The organism is Bradyrhizobium sp. WBAH42 (genome assembly GCF_024585265.1).
In the GTDB taxonomy this organism is placed as follows: domain Bacteria; phylum Pseudomonadota; class Alphaproteobacteria; order Rhizobiales; family Xanthobacteraceae; genus Bradyrhizobium.
In genome coordinates, this window is sequence record NZ_CP036533.1 from 6,361,292 (window position 1) to 6,379,430 (window position 18,139).

Annotated in this window: 15 protein-coding genes; 3 read left to right on the plus strand and 12 right to left on the minus strand. The window is 66.2% G+C overall.

Features of this window, described 5'->3' with window-relative positions:
* Positions 1-17: 17 nt before the first annotated feature.
* From DCG74_RS30110 to DCG74_RS30150, 9 genes are all read right to left on the minus strand, one after another.
* The gene (locus DCG74_RS30110) at positions 18-1,514 is read right to left on the minus strand and encodes an aspartate aminotransferase family protein (protein ID WP_172785242.1); all 1,497 of its coding nucleotides are present in this window, start codon (positions 1,512-1,514) and stop codon (positions 18-20) included.
* Entirely contained in the window at positions 1,511-2,764 is a 1,254-nt protein-coding gene (locus DCG74_RS30115) for a RimK family alpha-L-glutamate ligase (protein ID WP_172785243.1), read from the minus strand. Before DCG74_RS30115 ends, DCG74_RS30110 begins: the two co-directional genes overlap by 4 nt.
* Position 2,765: 1 nt before the next feature.
* On the minus strand, positions 2,766-4,394 hold the full coding sequence (locus DCG74_RS30120; RefSeq protein ID WP_172785659.1) for a hypothetical protein: 1,629 nt from the start codon (positions 4,392-4,394) through the stop codon (positions 2,766-2,768).
* A gap of 10 nt (positions 4,395-4,404) precedes the next feature.
* Positions 4,405-5,190 (minus strand): hypothetical protein, encoded by a 786-nt coding sequence (locus tag DCG74_RS30125; RefSeq protein ID WP_172785244.1) that lies wholly within the window; start codon positions 5,188-5,190, stop codon positions 4,405-4,407.
* A 72-nt stretch (positions 5,191-5,262) separates the two neighbouring features.
* Positions 5,263-7,146: a flagellar protein gene (locus tag DCG74_RS30130; protein ID WP_172785245.1), complete on the minus strand. Its 1,884-nt coding sequence runs from the start codon at positions 7,144-7,146 to the stop codon at positions 5,263-5,265.
* A gap of 21 nt (positions 7,147-7,167) precedes the next feature.
* Positions 7,168-9,051 (minus strand): flagellar hook-associated protein FlgK, encoded by a 1,884-nt coding sequence (flgK, locus tag DCG74_RS30135; protein ID WP_172785246.1) that lies wholly within the window; start codon positions 9,049-9,051, stop codon positions 7,168-7,170.
* A 35-nt stretch (positions 9,052-9,086) separates the two neighbouring features.
* Positions 9,087-11,342: a flagellar hook-basal body complex protein gene (locus DCG74_RS30140; RefSeq protein WP_172785247.1), complete on the minus strand. Its 2,256-nt coding sequence runs from the start codon at positions 11,340-11,342 to the stop codon at positions 9,087-9,089.
* A gap of 177 nt (positions 11,343-11,519) precedes the next feature.
* Positions 11,520-12,032: a peptide-methionine (R)-S-oxide reductase MsrB gene (gene msrB / locus DCG74_RS30145; protein WP_172785248.1), complete on the minus strand. Its 513-nt coding sequence runs from the start codon at positions 12,030-12,032 to the stop codon at positions 11,520-11,522.
* An 86-nt stretch (positions 12,033-12,118) separates the two neighbouring features.
* A complete protein-coding gene (locus DCG74_RS30150) occupies positions 12,119-13,576 on the minus strand; it encodes an FAD-binding oxidoreductase (RefSeq protein WP_172785249.1) in 1,458 nt (485 codons plus the stop codon).
* 191 nt (positions 13,577-13,767) lie between these two features.
* Between DCG74_RS30150 and DCG74_RS30155 the strand changes: the two genes are divergently transcribed.
* Both DCG74_RS30155 and DCG74_RS30160 read left to right on the plus strand, forming a co-directional pair.
* Positions 13,768-14,304 (plus strand): histidine phosphatase family protein, encoded by a 537-nt coding sequence (locus DCG74_RS30155; protein WP_172785250.1) that lies wholly within the window; start codon positions 13,768-13,770, stop codon positions 14,302-14,304.
* Positions 14,305-14,361: 57 nt separating this feature from the next.
* Positions 14,362-14,787, plus strand: a complete 426-nt coding sequence (locus DCG74_RS30160; protein ID WP_130218328.1) for a universal stress protein — start codon at positions 14,362-14,364, stop codon at positions 14,785-14,787.
* A 308-nt stretch (positions 14,788-15,095) separates the two neighbouring features.
* On the opposite strand, the gene DCG74_RS30165 is transcribed toward DCG74_RS30160, so the two are convergent.
* Positions 15,096-15,332 (minus strand): DUF1127 domain-containing protein, encoded by a 237-nt coding sequence (locus DCG74_RS30165; RefSeq protein WP_172785251.1) that lies wholly within the window; start codon positions 15,330-15,332, stop codon positions 15,096-15,098.
* Between the two features lie 185 nt (positions 15,333-15,517).
* Here DCG74_RS30165 and DCG74_RS30170 point away from each other — a divergent pair, with 185 nt between their 5' ends.
* Complete coding sequence (locus DCG74_RS30170; protein WP_172785252.1) at positions 15,518-16,861, plus strand: PLP-dependent aminotransferase family protein; 1,344 nt, start codon at positions 15,518-15,520, stop codon at positions 16,859-16,861.
* Positions 16,862-16,864: 3 nt separating this feature from the next.
* Here DCG74_RS30170 and DCG74_RS30175 read toward each other — a convergent pair whose 3' ends face one another.
* On the minus strand, positions 16,865-17,464 hold the full coding sequence (locus tag DCG74_RS30175) for a YdcF family protein (RefSeq protein ID WP_172785253.1): 600 nt from the start codon (positions 17,462-17,464) through the stop codon (positions 16,865-16,867).
* 62 nt (positions 17,465-17,526) lie between these two features.
* On the minus strand, positions 17,527-18,126 hold the full coding sequence (locus DCG74_RS30180; protein WP_246708801.1) for a hypothetical protein: 600 nt from the start codon (positions 18,124-18,126) through the stop codon (positions 17,527-17,529).
* Between the last annotated feature and the right edge of the window lie 13 nt (positions 18,127-18,139).

Below are 18,139 nucleotides of genomic sequence, written 5' to 3' on the forward strand. Positions count from 1 at the left end.
TTCAGGCGTTCGTCAAGCTATTGCGCTGCGAGCGGCGGCGCATCGACCTCGATCACTCCGCCGCTCCGCTGTCCACCGAACTGCAGCACGGCCGCAACCAGCGCATCGATGTCCGCCTCCTCGGTGCGGTGATTGACGATCGCCGCGCGGATCGCGAGCTTTCCGTCCAGCGTCGTGCTCGATGGCGCTGCGATGCCGGACTCCTGGATGTCGGCGACGATCTCGCGATTGACAGCATCGCCGCTGCGATAGCGGAAGCAGACGATGTTGAGATTGACCGGCGCCAGCAATTCCAGCCGCGGTTCGGCCAGCACACGCGTCTCCAGATACTTTGCGAGCGCACAGCTCCGCGCCACCGCCGCACCCAGCCGGTCGGTGCCGAACGTCTTCAGCGTGAACCACGTCTTCAACGCCCGGAAGCCGCGCGACAGATCGGGACCGAGATCGCAGGGCCAGACCGCGCCCGCCGCAAGCCCCCTCGCCTCGCGGCTCAGATAGGCAGCCGGCTGCGCAAAGGCCTGCCGATGCTGTTCGCCGTCGCGCACCAGCAGGAAGCCTGCGTCGTACGGCACCTGCCCCCATTTGTGGAAGTCGAGTGCGATGGAATCCGCAAGCTCGATGCCGCCGAGCAGCGGCGCAAGCTCCGGCGCCAGGATCGCGAGCGCACCGAAAGCGCCGTCGACGTGAAACCAGATTGCCTCCTCTCGGCACAGCTCCGCGATCGCCCTGAGATCGTCGATCGCACCGATATCGACCGTGCCGGCGGATGCGACCACCAGGAACGGCTTGAAGCCGACCTCGCGATCGACGGCGATCTGTGCGCGCAATGCGGCAACGTCGATGCGATGATCGGCATCGACTGCGATCTTGCGCAGTGCATCCGTGCCGAGCCCGGCGATGTCCGTCGCCCTCGCTATGCAGCCATGCGCTGCCTGCGACGTATAGGCCGTGAGCAGCGCACCGTCATTGCCGATGCCGTGCTGACGCGCCAGCGTGCCGAGCGCGGCGGTGCGCGCAACCAGCACGGCCATCAGATTGGCCATCGACGTGCCCGTGACGAAGATGCCGCTTGCGCTCTCGGGAAAGAGGAACAGGCACCGCATCCACTCGATGATCTGGCGCTCGACCTCGATCGGCATGTGGTCGCGTCCGCCGAGATTGGCATTGAGGCCGGCGGCGAGCATCTCCGCGAGCATGCCGACCGCGGTGCCGCCGCCATGCACCCAGCCCATGAAGCCGGGATGGACGTTGCCGGTCGCATAGGGCGCGACATGCTCGGAGAATTCGCGATAGACCTCGGCAAGATCGCTCGCCTCGCGCGGCACGTCCGCTCTGAATGCCGCGCGGACGTCATCGGGAATCGGCCGCCAGACGGGGCGCGCACGAACGTTGGCGATGCCGTCGATCGTCTCGTCCAGCATGCGGTGGGCCAGCGTGCGAAACTCGCTCCAGTCCTGCGGATCGAGCGAGGTATTCGCGACGGCGCTTTGCGCGTTGCGGATGATCTCGTTCATGCTGCGCTCTCCGTGCCCGTCTTTGCATGCCGCGACAGCATCGCCGCGAACGCGGCAAAGATCTTGCGCATCTGCGGCGGCTTGTAGGGAAACACGACCGGCGAATCCATGTTGTGCACGACGGCGGTGTTGTCGGCCTCGAACACCAAGAGCTCGCCGTTCGCGTTCTCGGCGCAATCGACGATGAAATAATCGAGGCCGACGCGCCGGCTCATCTCCTCGAGCGCGTTGCTGTGGCGCGCGCCGAAGGCATGGTCGAAGTCGCGCATGAAGACGGCTTCCTCGGCCCGCTTTTCTTCGCTGAAGGCCATGTAGGCGTTGAGATACCAGATGTCCCAACGATCGGCGATCGCCATGTGGCAGGCGTAGGGCTTGCCGTCGACCATGGCGAGGCGATATTTGCGGTAGAGCCCGTCGGGGCTCACATAATCGACGAAGCGTGCGACGAAGAAGTCCTGCTCCTTCCGTTCGGCGAGATAGGCCACGAGCGCCGCCGCGTCGTCGAGCTTCGCGAGCCCGACGCCGGCATGCGAGCCGCGCGGCCGCGCGATCATCGGAAAGTGCAACTCGCCTGCGATGTCGGCGCATGCGATCCGCCCCTGCGCAAGGTCCGACAATTGCGTCCGCGTTGCGTGAATCGTCGCGGGAATGTCGAGGCCGGGCACGTCCGTCAGCAGCCGATAAAGCTTGTCGCGATCGAGATTGCCGATGCGATCGGGGCGATTGAGCAACGGCCGCGGCCAGTGCGGTGCGGCCCCTTCGATCAGCGCGAGCGCCTCACGGCATTCCTCGGAATCGGACGCGACCACGATGGCCGCGTCGTGCTCCGGCAAGGTCTCGGGCAAACCGACGCCCTTGATCACATAGAGAGTCAACAGTTCGATGTCGGAGCCTTCGAGCAGGAAATCGATCGGCGTGTTGCCGCCCATGTCGATATCGGCTGCAAGCGCGAGCAGGCGCAGGCCCGGCTTCGGGGCGGCGCTAGGCGTTCGAAACAATTGATGGAAGGCCAGCACCTCGGACTGGATAGCAAGCCCGTGATCCTTGTCGCCCAGGAGCTGGGTGATCAACGACAGGTCCAGTCCCTCGCCCGCCAGCGCAGTCCCTGCTGCGATGCGCGCGACGAGCTGGTCGCGCAACGGATGCAGATCGACGCCTTCGAAGGCCCGGCGCGTCAGTTGCGCAAAGCCGATGCGGTCGGCATAGTTCGCCGCGGTCAGGCCGATCGGCGCTGAAACCGGATGCTGCATCTCACACCTCGAACGCGGACTTTACCGGCACGGAAGCGGCTGCGCCACCGGCGAGCAGCAGCTCGATCTTCACCAGGACGTCGGCGATCTGGTCGAGAAGGTGCTGCACGTTGCGTTGCGTCTCCGCCCTGTCCGGCGACCAGGCCTCGATCACGAGCCGCGCGCCGACGCAGAGGCGCAGCACCGCCTGCGGCGTCTCGTCCTGCCGCTCCAGTCGCACCGGCTGGCCGATCAGGCAGCGCTGTGCGGCGACCTGACGGTCCTCCGCGCTGCCGCTGATCTCTGCGCTGACGTCACGCGCCAGCGCGCGGTGAACGGCCGTGGTCTCGGCAATAGAAACCGGCTTGCCGTCGCGCAGCAGCGTGAACGGAAAGATGGTGGGTTGCACGAATTCCTCATCGTCGATGCCGGCCACGTCGGTCGCGGCTGGAACAGAGCGCAACGACGGCGACAATGCGATCATGCTGTCGATGCCGGCAGCGAGCTCGGCGAGCATCCCGGCGCGGAAAGCGCCGGGCACAGCGTAGTAGCTGCCGATCTCGGCCAGCGCCGCCTCCCAGCGCAGCCATTGACCGAAATTCGGGCGGCGCTCGAAGCGCGAACGCAGCGCCATCCAGGCCATCGGCCAATCGCAGCGGCCGGCGTAATCGAAGATTCCAGGCGCGATCCCCTCGATGCGGTCGAGCGACCGCGACAGGCCCTTCGGCACCAGCAACGCACCGCTGAAGGCAGGTCCGCCGAAGAATTTGGAGCCGGTGATCAGCACCATATAGCCGCGGTCGAGATAAGAGCGCAGCCGCCGGCGGCCGAGCCTGGCCTGGCAGGCGTCGACGACGATCTGGACCTTGCGCGGCCAGCGCCGCGCGATCTCGTCGAGGCAGGCCGCGCTCGGTGCACGCCATCCGAGCTTCGAGGAATCCATGATCTGGAGCAGCACGGGCGCGCCTTGCGCGATGGTGGCCTCGACCGCATGCAGCACCGCCTCATCGGCGTCCGTGCGCATCGCGATCCCGGCCCCCGGCGCGCGCAACGGCAGCGAGATGCTGGCGCCGGCCAGCCCCGCCACCGCGGCGTCCTTGCGAACCGCAAAGCCGCTCGCCGTCAGGCCGCTGAAATGATGTCCACGCGCGGTATGGGTCGTGCCGCTCCCGGTCTGGTCGGCGCCGACCACGATCGTCACCGGCCGCGCGCCGAGCATGGTGCGCGCCAGGAACAGGGCGTGAAGCTGGGAGTCCGTGCCGGACGGCGAGAACACCACATCGACGCGCGGCGAGAGCTGGAGATGGCCGCGCAGCTCGTCGCGCAGGTCCTCGCAGCGTGCATCGAAAGCGACCTCGACCTCGTCGAACAGGCACTTGTGCATCAGCTCCTCGCGCGCCAGCGCGGCGCGGTCATAGGCCGCCTGCGAGATCGTCGAGGCAGTCGAGGAGGCGAAATTCCAGACCTCCGGCTCCGGTGAAGCCGCGCAGCCATAGGCGTTGGCTCGATCGCTGGGATCGAGCGCCAGGCGCGGATCTCCGCCGGACACGAGCAGCGTGTCGAGGGGCGTGAAGAGATCGCGCAGGCGATAGCGCGAACCGCCGGCGGCGGCGCGTTGCATCTCCGACCGAGCGGATGCGCCGCCGCTCATCCCGAAGGGCTCACGCCGCGGCATCGGCCGCCGCCGCAGGCGCGGCTGTGAATTGCGAGGCGATGTCGCCGTGGAACACCGACGGCCCGACGTGGTCGAGCGGGCTCTGAATGTCGGCCCAGATCTCGCCGCCGATGTCGGTCCAGCGCTTGCAGAAGGCGAAGTCCTCGGACAGATACGTGCCGGTCGCCGGATCGATCATGCATTCGAACAGCGCGAACCGGTTCTGGCTCGCCGCCAGCGCATCATGCGAATGCTCGCGGAAGAACCGAAGGTTCGCGTAGTCCGGGTGGCGGCACATCGCTTCCAGGACATGACGCCGGATCATCAGGAAGCCGGTGCCGGCATAGCGCACGCGGGTGAATCCGTTGACAACCACGATACGGTCGGGATCCTCGATCTCGAGCACGTAATCGAGCGAGGCCGCCGGCGCGTCGGCCCGACCCGACTGGATCGCACGCGCGGCCTTGTCCCAGTTGATGCGCTTGATCGGATAGCAGCCGGCGACGACGTCCGCGCCGCATTCGATCAGCCGGAACACCTGCTCCGGCTTGAAGCCGATATCGGCATCGATGAACAGGAAATGCGTCGCCTTGGGATCGTCCAGGAACATCGCGGCGAGGTTGGCCCGCGCCCGGGTGATCAGGGCGTCGCCGTCGCGCAGGAGAACCTTGAGCTCGAGATTGGACATGCCGTGCACGGCCCGCTGCAAAGCGAAGATCGAGCTCGCATAGATGCTCGACACCTGCCCGCCGAAGCAAGGCGTCGCCACCACCAGCTGCATCTTGTCCGACATCGACCGCTCAGCCCCCGCTGCAATCCTCACCAAGAGGTAAACAGGCCTGGTTAACGGCGTGTTAACGCCTCCTTACAGGAACTTGACGAGCGAGAGCTGCGCCAGGTTCGAGGTCACCTGGTAGGACGCCTGCAGGGCGTTCTGCAGCGCCAGGATCTCGCTCGCGACCTGGTCGGGGGAAGCCGATTCCGCCTGGTCGATGATGGTCTGGAGCTGCGCCTTGGCCTGGGTCTGGCGCGTGCTCGCGTCCTTCATCGTGTTCTGGGCCATCGCGATGTCGGTCTGGATGTCCTCGATGCGCTGCTGTCCGGGCTGCTGGGTCAGCGCCTGGGTCACCCGCAGGCTCAGCGCCGACACCTGCCCGCCCGAATATTGCCCCGTCGGCGAGGTCGAGAAGGTGCCGAACACCGCGATTGCCTGCAATTGGCGGCGGATCGCATCCTCATTCGCCTGGGCGCCATATTGCACCGTCACGGCATCGTCGACCCGCGCCATCGCGGTCGAGCGCGGCGAGCCGGGCCCGTCATTGCCCAAATACCACTTCACCGTATTGGCCGAGCCGTTCACCAGCGTCGTCGCCGAGCTAGCCGGCGAGGAGCCGACGCGCAGCGGCGGCTGCGTGGCGGTCACCGGCGTCGCGGCGAACCCGAGCGCGCTCAGCGCGCCGGTGTTCGACGTCGTGATCCTGAGGCTCGCCGCATCGTCGGTATTGATCGTGATCGAGCCGCCGTGGACCGTCGAGGGCTTCGACGTTCCGGTGATCGCGTCGATCTTGCTCAGCAGGGCCTGGATGCTGTCGGTGACGTTGAGCTGGTTGCCGGTCGCGCCCGAGGCAACGAAGGTCAGCGTGGTGCCGTTGACGGTGATGGTATCGCCCGCGACGAAGCCCGGCGAAATCGAGTCCGAGGGGCTCGCGCCTGATAACGCCGTCGCGCCGGTGACCGGGGCCGCCGGCGCCGCCTGGTTGTTGACGGGGGTCCCGATCGCAGAGCTCGCAGTGTTGAAGAAGTTGTCGCCCGCGACGACCGCCGATGCCGCCACCAGCGAAGTGTTGGCGAGTTTCTGAATCGCGGTGTTCAGCGCCGTGTTGAGGTTCGCGGCGGTGTTGTTCGGGTTGACGGGCGTGCTCGCATCGATCGCGAAGCTGCCGAGCGGCGTCGGCGTCGCCGAGGACGCCGTCAGGTCGATCTGCTCGGTCGTGCCGTCCGGCAGGGTGAACTGAATGCTGAGCTTGTCGCCGTTGTTCGGATTGACGCCATTGAGATCGACCGAGAACGACACCGGCGAGCCGCTCGGGCCGGTGACGGTCGCGCCAGTCAGCGTCGAGGACACCGCCTTGATCTTGAGGCCGAACGGCGATCCGGCGACGTCTTCCGACACCTGCACCGAGCTTGCCGTCGGCTGCGTCTGCACCAGGCGGCCCATGCCGCTGGCCCCTAAGTCCGCGGCCTGGCGCTCGGCCATGACCGTCTTGAAGCCGGCCTGCGTCGTGGTGCCGTTGATGATGTCGCCGGCATTGGCCACCGACTGGGTGTTGACGGCCGTTCCGGAGAACAGATAGCGGTTGCCGGTCTGCGTGTTGAGGACGCCGACCATCGAGCCGAACTGGGCCGCCGCGGTGTTCTGCGCGATCGTCTGGCCGTTGACGTTGAGATCCTGCGCGGTGTTGGCCGAACCCGTCTGCACCGTGCTGCGGATCTTGGTCAGCGATTGCAGCGCGGTGTTGGCGAGGTTGATGCTGACGTTGACGTTGGTGATCGTGTCGGTATAGGCGGCGATGTTGGAGAGCTGCGCGCGTCCCGCGATGGCAAAGCCCTCGTTGGTGCCCATGCCGGAATAGTTCTGCGACAGCTTGCCGGTCGAAAGCTGCGTCGACAAATCGGTGAGCTGCTGATTGATGTTGCGGATCTGCGCGCCGAGAACCGACGAGGAGTAGTTGATGCTGCTGATCGACATGTTTCAGAGCCCTGTTACTGCTTACAATTGAGCCTGGATCAACGTGTTCATCATGCTCTGCACCACCGACATGACGTGGGCGTTGGCGGCGTAGGCGTTCTGCAGCTGGATCAGGTTCGACATCTCCGCGTCCAGATTGACCTTGGAGGTCGAGTCGAACTTGGCCTGAAGCGTCGAGACCACCACGCTCTGGCCCTGCTGGAGCTGGGTCGCCTGGGTCGCGGCGTTGGCCTGCACGCTCAGGAACTGCTGGAGGAAGTTCGAGACGCTGCCGGTGAAGGGCTGGGTCGCCGAGCCGAGGCCGCTCTGCGGCGAATAGGAGAACACCGTACTGGTGAGCTGCGAATAGAGATAGTCCGAACGCGTGGTGTCGCCCGCGGGCGTCACCGGCGAGGTGTTGTAGACCGACATCCTGGTCGGGTCGGCGACCAGCTGCGTGTTGACGGCGATGCGGCCGGCAAGGCCGGTCATCTGCGAGCCCGATGCCGTGATCGCGCCGGTGTAGAGCGCCTGCCCGCCGTCGGTGAACAGCGGCAGCTGCGGATTGCCCGACGTCAGCGACGAGATCGTCTTGGTGGTCGAGGCAGAGTTGACCTTGGCAAGGCCGGTGTTGTCGTCGGTCACCCGCAACGTCGTCGCGGTCGCCGGTGACGGGGCTGCGGAGAACGACAGATGAGTGCCTGACAGCGCAGTGTTCAGCGCGGACGCGATCGCATTCATGCCGCCGGCGAAGTTGACGCCGATCCGCATCGGGTTGGCGTTCGTCGCGTTCTGGAGCGGCAGCGCCGCCGGGTCGGTCACGTTGACCAGCGTGATCTGGCGCTGCGTGTTGGTGGCCGTGTCGGTGTAGGTGATGTTGACGGTGTTGCCCGGCAGCGCGCCGGCAAGCTCCAGGTCGAAACCGGCCGGCGGGCCGGAGACGGTGCTGCCGGCCGTGGTCTTGTCGGACAATGCGCTCGCCATCGTGGCGGCGAGCTGGTCGATCTGGTTCTGCGCCTGCACCAGCGTCTCGTCGCGCAGCTTCAGATCGGCCGCAATCTGCCCCGACGAAACCACGTTGTTGGCGACAACGTCCACTTGCGAGCCGTTCGGCAGCTTGATGTTGAGCGCGCCGACGCCGGACTTGGTGGGGTCGATGTTGTAGAGCGAGGTCGCCGACAGCGCGCCGGCCGAGGCAAAGGAGAACTCCGAGGCGAGCCCCGCGCCGACCAGCTGAATGCCGGTCGTGGTATAGATGTTGGTCTGGTTCGAGCCGTCGGTGGTGACGCGGACGTCGACATATTTCGACAGCGTGTTGATGGCCTGGTCACGCTGGTCCATCAGCGTGGCGGCCGAGGGATCATTGGGCGACAGGCCCTGGAGCTTGGTGTTGATGTCGGCGATCTGCTGCATCGCCGCGTTGGCAGCGCGCGCCGAGTTGCCGAGATCCTGCTCGACGTTGGAGCGCAGCGACTGGATGCCCTTGGTGGTGACGTTGAGCTGCGTCGCAAGCGCCTGCGCCGCACCGAGCGCCACGGTTTGCGCCGACGACGCCCCCGAGCTGGTCGACAGCGCCTGCAGCGCCGTGGTGAATTTGTTCAGCGCGGCTTCGAGCGTGCCGCTGTTGCCGGGCGTGCCATAGACATTCTGAAGCTGCTTCAGGATGTTGGCCATCTGGTCGGCGTAACCGCTGCCGCCGGTCTCGGTGCGCAGCTGGTTCAGCACATAGGCGTCGAGCTCCCGGCTGACGCCGGTCGTCATCGCCGTCGCGCCGAAATCGCCGGTGGTGACCTCGATCTGGTTCGGCGTCTGGACGACGTAACCCGGCGTCTGCGCATTGGCGACGTTCGAGGAGACGATCGAGAGCGCGGCCTGGTTGGCGCGCAGACCGCTCATCGCACTGGCGAGGGCTGAACTCAAACCCATATCACTGGCCCGCCTTTGGTTACGTCACGCGCCGCTCAGCGCAACACGTTGAGGAGATCCTGCACCATCGAATTCGCGGTCGTGATCACCTTGGTGTTGGCCGAATAGGCCTGCTGGGTCACGATCAGCTTGGTGAATTCGTCGGCGATGTCGGTGTTGGAGCCCTCCAGCGACGAGCCGCTGATGGTGCCCGAGGCGCCGTCGATGGCGTCTCCCGACTGTTCGGTCGCGGCATAAGCGCCGCCGTCCATCGCCTTGAGGTAGTTGGTGCCGTTGAAATGCGACAGCTGCACCTGGGCGAGGTTGAGGTTCTGGCCGTTGGAGAAGGTCCCGACCACGACGCCATTGTTGTTGACGGCGACCGAGCGCAGCTGACCGGCGGAATAGCCGTTCTGGGTGATGGTGTTGATGGTCACCGCGCCGCTGGTGCTGGCATATTGCGTCAGCCCGCCCGAGGAGATGTTGAAGGCGACCGAGCCGAGCGACTGGCCGCTGACCGTGACGTTGTTGATCGTAATGCCCGAGCCGCTCGGCGAGGTCAGCGAGCCGTCGGCGGCGAAGGTGAAGGTCTGGCCGGTGTTGACCCAGCCGACCGTGGTGCCGGTGGCGTTCGGGTCGGTCTGGTAGAACAGGTTCCAGCTATCCGAATGGCCCGCGCCCAGCGAGGCACTGTCGGTCTTGGCCCAGCGCAATTGCAGGTTCACCGGCGTGCCGGCGGCGTTGTAGGCCGTCACGGCGCCGCCGCTGATCGATTCCTTGGTGAAGGTGCCGATGTCGTTACCGATCACGCCGCCGGTGCCGGCGGTGCCGCCACCGTCGCGGTTCTTGGTGATGGTCGAGGTGAAGCCGAGCGCGGAGAAGGCAGCGCTGTTGGAGCTGGACACCGAAAGGTTGGAGACGGTGCCGGTGTTCAGCGTGATCACGCCGCCGCTGCTGACCGACGACCCCGAAGCGCCGGAGAGCGCGTCGATCTTGCCGAGCAAGGTCGTGACGTTGTCGGTGGTGAGTATCTGAGTGGCGCTGGGCACCGTCGGCGGCGATACGAAGGTCAGTGTCTGGCCATTGACGGTGATGGTGTCGCCGGCGGAGAAGCCGGATGTGAGCACCTGGGCGCCGCCGGCCGTCGCGCTGCCGCTCAGCACCGTCGCACCTGAGATCGCCGGCGAGGACAGCACGTTGCCGCCACGCGTCACGCTGCTGATGCCGAGCGCGGTGGCGGCCGTGCCGCTGCCGACTGCGACGTCGGTGCCGGTGCCGGTCGCGATCTGGATGTTGCCGCTGGCATTGAGCGAGGCGGTGACGCCGGCGCCGCCGGCGGTCTGGATCGCGTTCAGGATGTCCGCCACCGTGGCCGTCGTGCCCGCGCCGAGACCGATCGTGGTGTTGTTGCCGACCGTCGAGACGGTCGTGCCGCCGTTGAAGGTGACGGTGTTGCCATTGACGGTCAGCACCTGCCCGCTCAGCGCGGTGAGGATGCTGGAGGCAAGATGGGTGCCGACCGTGTTGTCGAGCGAGGTGGTGGTGGAAGCCACGGCGGACGAATTGTTCTGGAGCGCCACCGTGCCCGTTGCCGTCGTCGACGTGTAGGCCGAGCGGATGTTGCCGGTTGCAGCCGCGCCTGACACCGTTGCGTTGGTATAGGGCGCCGGCGGCGTGCCGACCGGCAGCGGGTTGGCTGCGAAATCGGACGGGTTCAAGCCACCGGCCGCCAGCAGCGTGCCGGTCGCGGCGGTGGTTTTCGCCACCGTGTTCGGCTGGGTCGGCAGGTTGGCCGCGTACTGGATCGAGGTGGTCGCCTGCGCCGGAATGAAGTTGTTCTGGAATTGCAGGACGTTCGCCACGCTGCCGGTCGGGTTGCCGGTCTTCGGGTCGACCGTGACGCCCATCAGGTAATAGCCGGCGCCGTTGACCAGGTTGCCATTGGCATTGAGCTGGAAGTCGCCACGCCGCGTGTAGTAGGTGACGCCGGTGAAGACAGGCACATTGTCGACCACGCCGCTCGCCTTCTGGATCGAGAAGAAGCCGTCGCCGGTGATCGCCATGTTGGTGGCGACGCTGGAGGACGAGATCGTGCCCTGCGTGGTGATGGTGGCCTTGGCGTTGGCCGTCACGCCGCCTGCGACCTGCTTGCTTGGGACCGAGGAGTCCGGAATGAGGTCGACGAAGCTGGTGCCGATGCCCTTGTAACCGGTGGTGGATGAGTTCGCGATGTTGCCGGAAATGTTCTGCAGCGCGAAGGACTGCGCCTGCAGGCCACCCACCGAGGTGTTCATTGCATCGAAGATACCCATAACTTTGTCTCCAAATCCGATCTCGGCGGCCGGTCGACCATGGCCGCAATCGGAAAGAGACGTCGCAAGGCCTATGCCAATGCTGGTATCTTCAGGAAATCAATGACTTAATGAAAAGGCCCCGGCCCGATGACCGGGGCACATTTGCCGGGACCGGCAACAATTGCCGGGACTCCCTTACGTCGCCGACGCCGCGGCCGGGTGGAAGACCAGCCCGAAACCATCGATGCAATAGCGCAATCCGGTCGGCTTCGGGCCGTCGTCGAAGACATGGCCGAGATGGCCGCCGCAGCGCCGGCAATGCACCTCGGTACGGACCATGCCGTAGGTACGGTCCTCGGTCTTGCCGACATTGCCCTCGATCGGCGCATAGAAGCTCGGCCAGCCAGTGCCGCTCTCGAACTTGGTCTCGGACGCAAACAGCGGCAGGTCGCAGCCGGCGCAGGCGAAGATGCCCTTGCGGTGCTCCTTCAAGAGCGGGCTGGAGCCGGGCCGCTCGGTGCCGTGGTTGCGCAGGATCTCATATTGCTGCGGCGTGAGCTGGGCCCGCCATTCGGCCTCCGTCTTCGTGATCTCGAACTTTTGCGCGGCCTTCTCGCCGGCCTCGGCAGGTGTTCCTCTCAGCCAGCGGAAGGCCGTAAGGCCGAACAGGCCGGCGACAGTCGTGAGCAGGATGCGGCGGTCAAGCATGTCATTCTCCGTGCGCGGGAAGTCCACGCCCTGAGATACGGGCTTCTGAGGCCGACGTTACACGTTGGGGCGGAATTTCGCTCAACTTATTGCGAGACGCGGTCGTCCTGCACGACCGGTTCCGCGGCCCCGACCGCAGCTTTCGGCGGTGGCGCCGGCCGCGGCCGCACGCCGGGCGGCGCACGGCGCGGGCCGGTGCCGGCCGCGCGGTTGGCTTCGGCGAGGCGGGCCTCGCGTTCCCTGTCCTTGACCCTGGCGCGCTCGCGATAGCGGGCGAGCGCGCCTGCGGCGGCGGAGCTCGCCCTGCCCCAGATCCCGACCAGCTGGCCCGCGACGCGCCCCGTGGCACCGCCCGCCCAGACCAGCTCGAACGGCGAGAACAACTTCCAGCGCTCATCGCCCCACAAGACGCTCCGCGCGATCATCTGTCCGGCCATGGCCGAGGTGTTCATCCCCTGGCGGCCGAACCCGCTCGCCACCCACAGGCCTTTGCGCAGCTGGCCGATCTGCGGCATGCCGTGCACGGTCTGGCCGGTGGCGCCGCCGCACATGTCGGTGATCTCGACATTGCCGAGCTCGGGAAAGATCGTCCGGATCCGCCGCCTGACGGCGCCGGCGAAGCGCTGCGGACGCGCGGCCCAGGTGGTCTCCGGGCTCTCCCACATCAGCCGGTCGCCGTCGACGATCCGGAAATGGTCGACACCGTCGGAATCCATCACCGATCCCTTGAAGGCGATGATTTCGTGCAGGCGCTCGCCGAGCGGCGCGGTGATGCCGGCATAGCGCCAGACCGGCAGCAGCGTCTCCGACAGGCGCTTCAACGGCGCGCCGAGATGAATGTTGCCGGCGAGCACGATGTGGCTCGCGCGCAGCCGTGCCGAGGGCGTGACGATGCGCTTGCGGATGCCGGAATGATCGATGCTGACGACCGGCGTGTCCTCGAAGATGCGGGCGCCTGCCCGCCGCGCCATCGCCGCAAGGCCGTGCACATATTTCCGGCCGTCGACCTGGAACGCTTTTGGATAATACACGCCGTGGAAGTAACGGTCGGTCTTGAGCGCACCGCGCACGCGATCGACCTGCCAGCCCTCGACCTCGGTGTCGAAATCCTCGTTCAGCATCTGCAACCGGCTGATCAGCCGGTCGCCGGCATCGACGTTGGAAACCTCCAGCACGCCGTCGCTGACGCCGATCCCCGGCATGTTCTCTTCGCTGGCGTTGGCCCGGACGAACTCCGCGCCCTGCTTCGACAGCGTCCACAATTCGCGGGCGTCCTCGAAGCCGATGCGCTCGATCAGGTCCGCGACCGGCAGCGCAAAGCCCGGCATCACGGTGCCGAGCTGGTTGCCGGAGGCATTCCAGCCGACATGCCGGCCCTCGAGCACCGCGACGCTGGCCCCGAGCCGGGCCGCTTCCAGCGCGATGGAAAGCCCGGCAAGCCCCGCCCCGATCACACAAATGTCGGCATCGAGATCGAACGACAGCCGCACGCGGTCGCGAAAGCCGGCTTCTTCCTGGGACACGCTTGTGAAAGTCTCGCTCATAGCGTTTCTTAGAGCATGATCCGGAAAAGTGTGCAGCGGTTTTCCGGTAAGATCATGCTCAAAATAACAATCTGAAGCGCGGTGATGATTCGTTCTAATCTCAGCGCGCTTCATACCAACCGGGCGCCTGTCACCTTGTCCTCAACCGGCGCCTGTAGATTATCCTGGACGTGGAACGATTCGAGAATGCCATGCGCCGTTTGATGCTGCTGCGTCACGCCAAGACCGAGACGGACGCACCGAGCGGCCGTGACCAGGACCGCCGGCTCGACGACCGCGGCCACAAGGATGCCGCGCAGATGGGCGACTGGATCGCCGCCCATCCGCCCTTCCCTGATACTGTATTGGTGTCCCATGCCGTGCGGGCCCGGCAGACCTGGGACATCGCCTGGGAGGCGATGAAGGACCGCGTCCGGGCGCCGCAGGTCGAGGTCCTGCCGGAACTCTACGGCGCCGATCCCGCGCAGATCCTGGAAACGATTCGCACCGCAACCGCCCCGGCCAATTCGAAGCGGTTGCTGCTGATCGGCCACAATCCCGGCATGCACGAGGTCGCCCTGATGCTGATCGGCGGCGGTGATCCTGATGGCGCCAAGGCACTCGGCCACAACCTGCCCACGGCGGGACTTGCGATCTTCGACTTTGACGTCAAGGATTGGGATGACGTGGCCTACCGCCGCGGCAAGCTGGTGCTGTTCGTCAGCCCCAAGCTGCTTCGATCGGGCTAGAGACGCGCGGGCGCCGTCTCGACCGGTTGATCCAGCCTGGTTCACAGGGAGGCGCAGATGTTCAAGTCCATCCTCGTGCCCATCGACCTCGCCGACACCGATCTCGCCAAGCCGGCGATCGCGACCGCGGCGACGTTGTCGCAGACCTGGAGCGGCACGGTGCGCCTGCTCAACGTGCTGCCGATGACGCCGGTGATGCTGGCCGAATACGTCCCGGCCGATTTCGACGAGCAGCAGCGCCAGACCTCGGAAGAGGCCCTCGCCATCGTCGCCCGCGAATCCGGCATCGAGCCTTCCCGCATCTCCAGCGTGGTGCGCCAGGGCGGCATCTATCACGAGATCCTCGAGGAAGCCGTGCACATGAAGGCCGATTTGATCGTGATGACCTCGCACCGGCCGGCGATGCGCACCTATTTCCTCGGCTCCAACGCCGGCCACGTCGTGCGTTATGCCAAGTGCTCGGTACTGGTGGTGAGGCACTAAGGGGCAGCACACTCCGTCATTGCGAGCGCAGCGAAGCAATCCAGAAACTTTCCGCGGCGACAGTCTGGATTGCTTCGCTGCGCTCGCAATGACGCCGTTGGGGCAGCTGTGTACGAAGGCACCGCTCTCGTGCCCCGGACGCAGCGCAGCGTCTCCCTGGCGATGCGAAGCATCGTCCGGTCCGACGATGCGCTGCAGAGCCGGGGCCCATGCATCAGCGAATGCGATCGCTCGGTCCCGGCTCTGCGCAGCAGCGTTTCACGCTGCAGCGCGTCCGGGACACGCGAGGAACGCGCAGTCGAAGGAGATCACAGATACCGCGTCAGCTCGGCCTTGAACTGCCCGTACACGGCATCCTCGATCTGGCTGCGCGTGATGCCGATGTCGCGCAGGGCGCGGTCGTCGAGCTCGTTCAGCGTCTTGACGGCGGAGCGGCGCTCGAGGCGGTCGAACAGCGCAGTGACGCGCAGGGCGAGGACACTGAAAAATCCGCTGGATGAGGTTGGGCGTAAAGTCCGCCCGGCAGTTTGCGAGATCGTGGTCATTCTTCTTCTCCGGCCTTTCGTCCCGCGCGGCGAAGCAGGTGCCGTTGGCGCGGGCGCTAGTGGCGCCTGCACCTCATTTGCCGTCGGATTACTCTCGCTCCCCTCGGCTCAATCGCGGAACTTGATGGAACTTAAATGCTCCAGTACACTCCTCGGAGCAAGCAAAACATTGCTCTCGGTGCAATATGTCCAAGTTCGAGTACGTGAAGCTCGCCGATGCCATTGCGGCCGATATCACTAACGGCACGTTAAGGCCCGGCGACCGGCTGCCGCCGCAGCGCAATTTTGCCTATGACCGCGGCATCGCGGTCTCGACCGCGAGCCGGGTTTATACGGAATTGCTCCGCCGCGGCCTCGTGGTCGGCGAGGTCGGGCGCGGCACGTTCATCTCCGGCGACGTCAGGCGTGAAGTCGAGACCATGAGCGAGCCGGCCGACGCGCGCATCAATCTCGAGGTCAATTATCCGCTGTTGCCGCAGCAATGGGCCATGATCGCCAAGAGCCTCGCCGGGCTCGAGCGCATCGACGCGCTGGAATCCGCGCTGCGGGTTTCGACCAGCACCGGCACCAAGAGTGCGCGCATGGCTGCTGCCGCCTATCTCGCGCGCAAGGACTTTGCGCCCCAGCCCGAGCAGATCTTCTTCACCGCCAACGGCAAGCAATCGCTCGCGGCCGCGCTTGCCGCGCTCGTGCCCACCGGCGGCCGCTGCGGCGTCGAGGCGCTGACCTATCCCTACGTCAAGAGCATCGCCGCGCGGCTCGGGGTGACGCTGGTCCCGATCCCCATGGACGAATTCGGCGCGCGGCCCGACGCCATCCAGAAGGCCCATCGCGAGGCGCATTTGTCGGCGCTGTATCTGCAGCCCATCATTCAGAATCCGCTCGGCGTCACCATGAATGCGACGCGGCGCGCCGACATCATGCGCATCGCCGAGAAGCTCGATCTCACCATCATCGAGGACATCGTCTACGGCTTCCTCGCCGACGACACGCCGCTGGCGGCGCTCGGCCCCGACCGCTGCATCGTGCTCGACAGCCTGTCCAAGAAGGTCGCGCCGGGGCTCGCGCTCGGCATCCTCGTCGCACCGCCACATCTGCGCGAGAGTGTGATGAGCGCGGTGCGCACCGGCGGCTGGATCGCCTCCGGCCATGCGCTCGCGGCCGGGCAGCGGCTGATGGCCGACGGCACCGTCGCCGAGCTGACCCGGCTGAAGCGCATCGATGCCGCGCGCCGCCAGCAGACCGCCGCAAGGCTGCTCGCCGGCTACCAGCTCGCCGCCGATCCGCGCTCCTATCATCTCTGGCTGACGCTGCCGCCGCACTGGCGCTCGCAGACATTCGTCGCCGCAGCAGCAAGGCGCGGCATCGCGCTGACGCCGTCCTCGACCTTCGCGATCGCACACGGTCATGCGCCGAATGCGGTGCGGCTCGCGCTGGCCCCGCCCTCGCCCGAGCAGCTCGATTCCGGCCTGCGCACCATCGTCTCGCTGCTCGGCACCAAGGAGGATGATTTCGATTCGACGGAGTAAAGCTCAGATCTGCGGCCAGTCCGCGATGAAGCCCCTCGCCTTGTAAGGTTCGATCTTGTCCCATTCGTGCAGCATGCGGCGGCGAAATTCGACGTCGGTATGCCAGAGTGCACGCGGTGTCGCGAAACTATCGACGGTGAGCAGCATCTTCTCGACCGCCGGCCAATGTCGATGCAGCGTCATCGGATAACGCCGCGCGGTCCAGGTGTTGCCGAGGCAGATCACACTGCGGATGTTCTGCAGTCCGATTGCCGCATCGATGATCGGAAGCGAGAAGATGACGTTCTCGCCCGTGTTCATCGCGCGATCCTCCTCCAGGATAACGTCCGCCGGAATGCCCGCCGCAACCATTGCGGCCTTGATGATGCTGCACTCCGATTGCTCCGAGCCAAGCGTCACCCCGCCGCTGACAATCGACCAGCGGAACAGGCCCTCGCGCCACAGCCTTGCGGCGGTGTCGACACGCAAGCCAACGTCCTCGCGCGTACCGAACACGAACAGCAGGTCGGCTGGCCGAAGCGGCGTGTCGATCAGATGCGTGCGGTTGATTCTGGCGATCTCTTCTGCCGTCGGCAGACGGGTACTGCGGTCCATGACTGACATGTCCACAAGATGCGACGCTCGCGGCGGGACGCGAAGTCACGTTTGATTGCGACCGATTGCACCTAAGGCAGCAGCGCCCTCGGCACGCGATCGAAGCTGTAGCTGTGCGGCCGGTTGCGCCGCACGAAGCCGCCGACCTGCCAGGCGAACAGAGCGGCGAAGCCGAGGATGAACAGCACGCCGGCGAATTCGCCGATCAGAAGCGCACGGATCAGGAGTCCTGCCATTGCCACAGCGAGCAGGGCCAGGAACGCCAGCACCGCCGCATAGGTCTTGCGGCCGAGGCCCGCGGTCAATTCGGCGCGGCTGCCCGCCTTCGCCATCCGCGCATGCAGCTCGATCAGGAAATCACGAAAGCCGTTGTCCTGCGGCGCCATCAGCGCCGCGGTCTGCCAGCTCGTCGACAGGATCGCGACGCGGCCGCCACCAGCGCGGCTGATATCGGCGCGGAAGCGATGCTGCTGCATCGACACCGGGCGGAACGACAGCCGGATCGCCGAGATCTCGTCATAGCGCCACAGGCCGGAGCGGCCGGCGATGTGCCAGGACAGCCCCTGCTCGGTCAGCTCGAAGCGATGGGCCGAGCCGATCAGCGAGGCCTTGTAGGCGTAGCTCGTGGCCGAACCAGCTTCAGCTCCCGGCATGTCGATCAATGATCCCATCGGCGATCGGCTT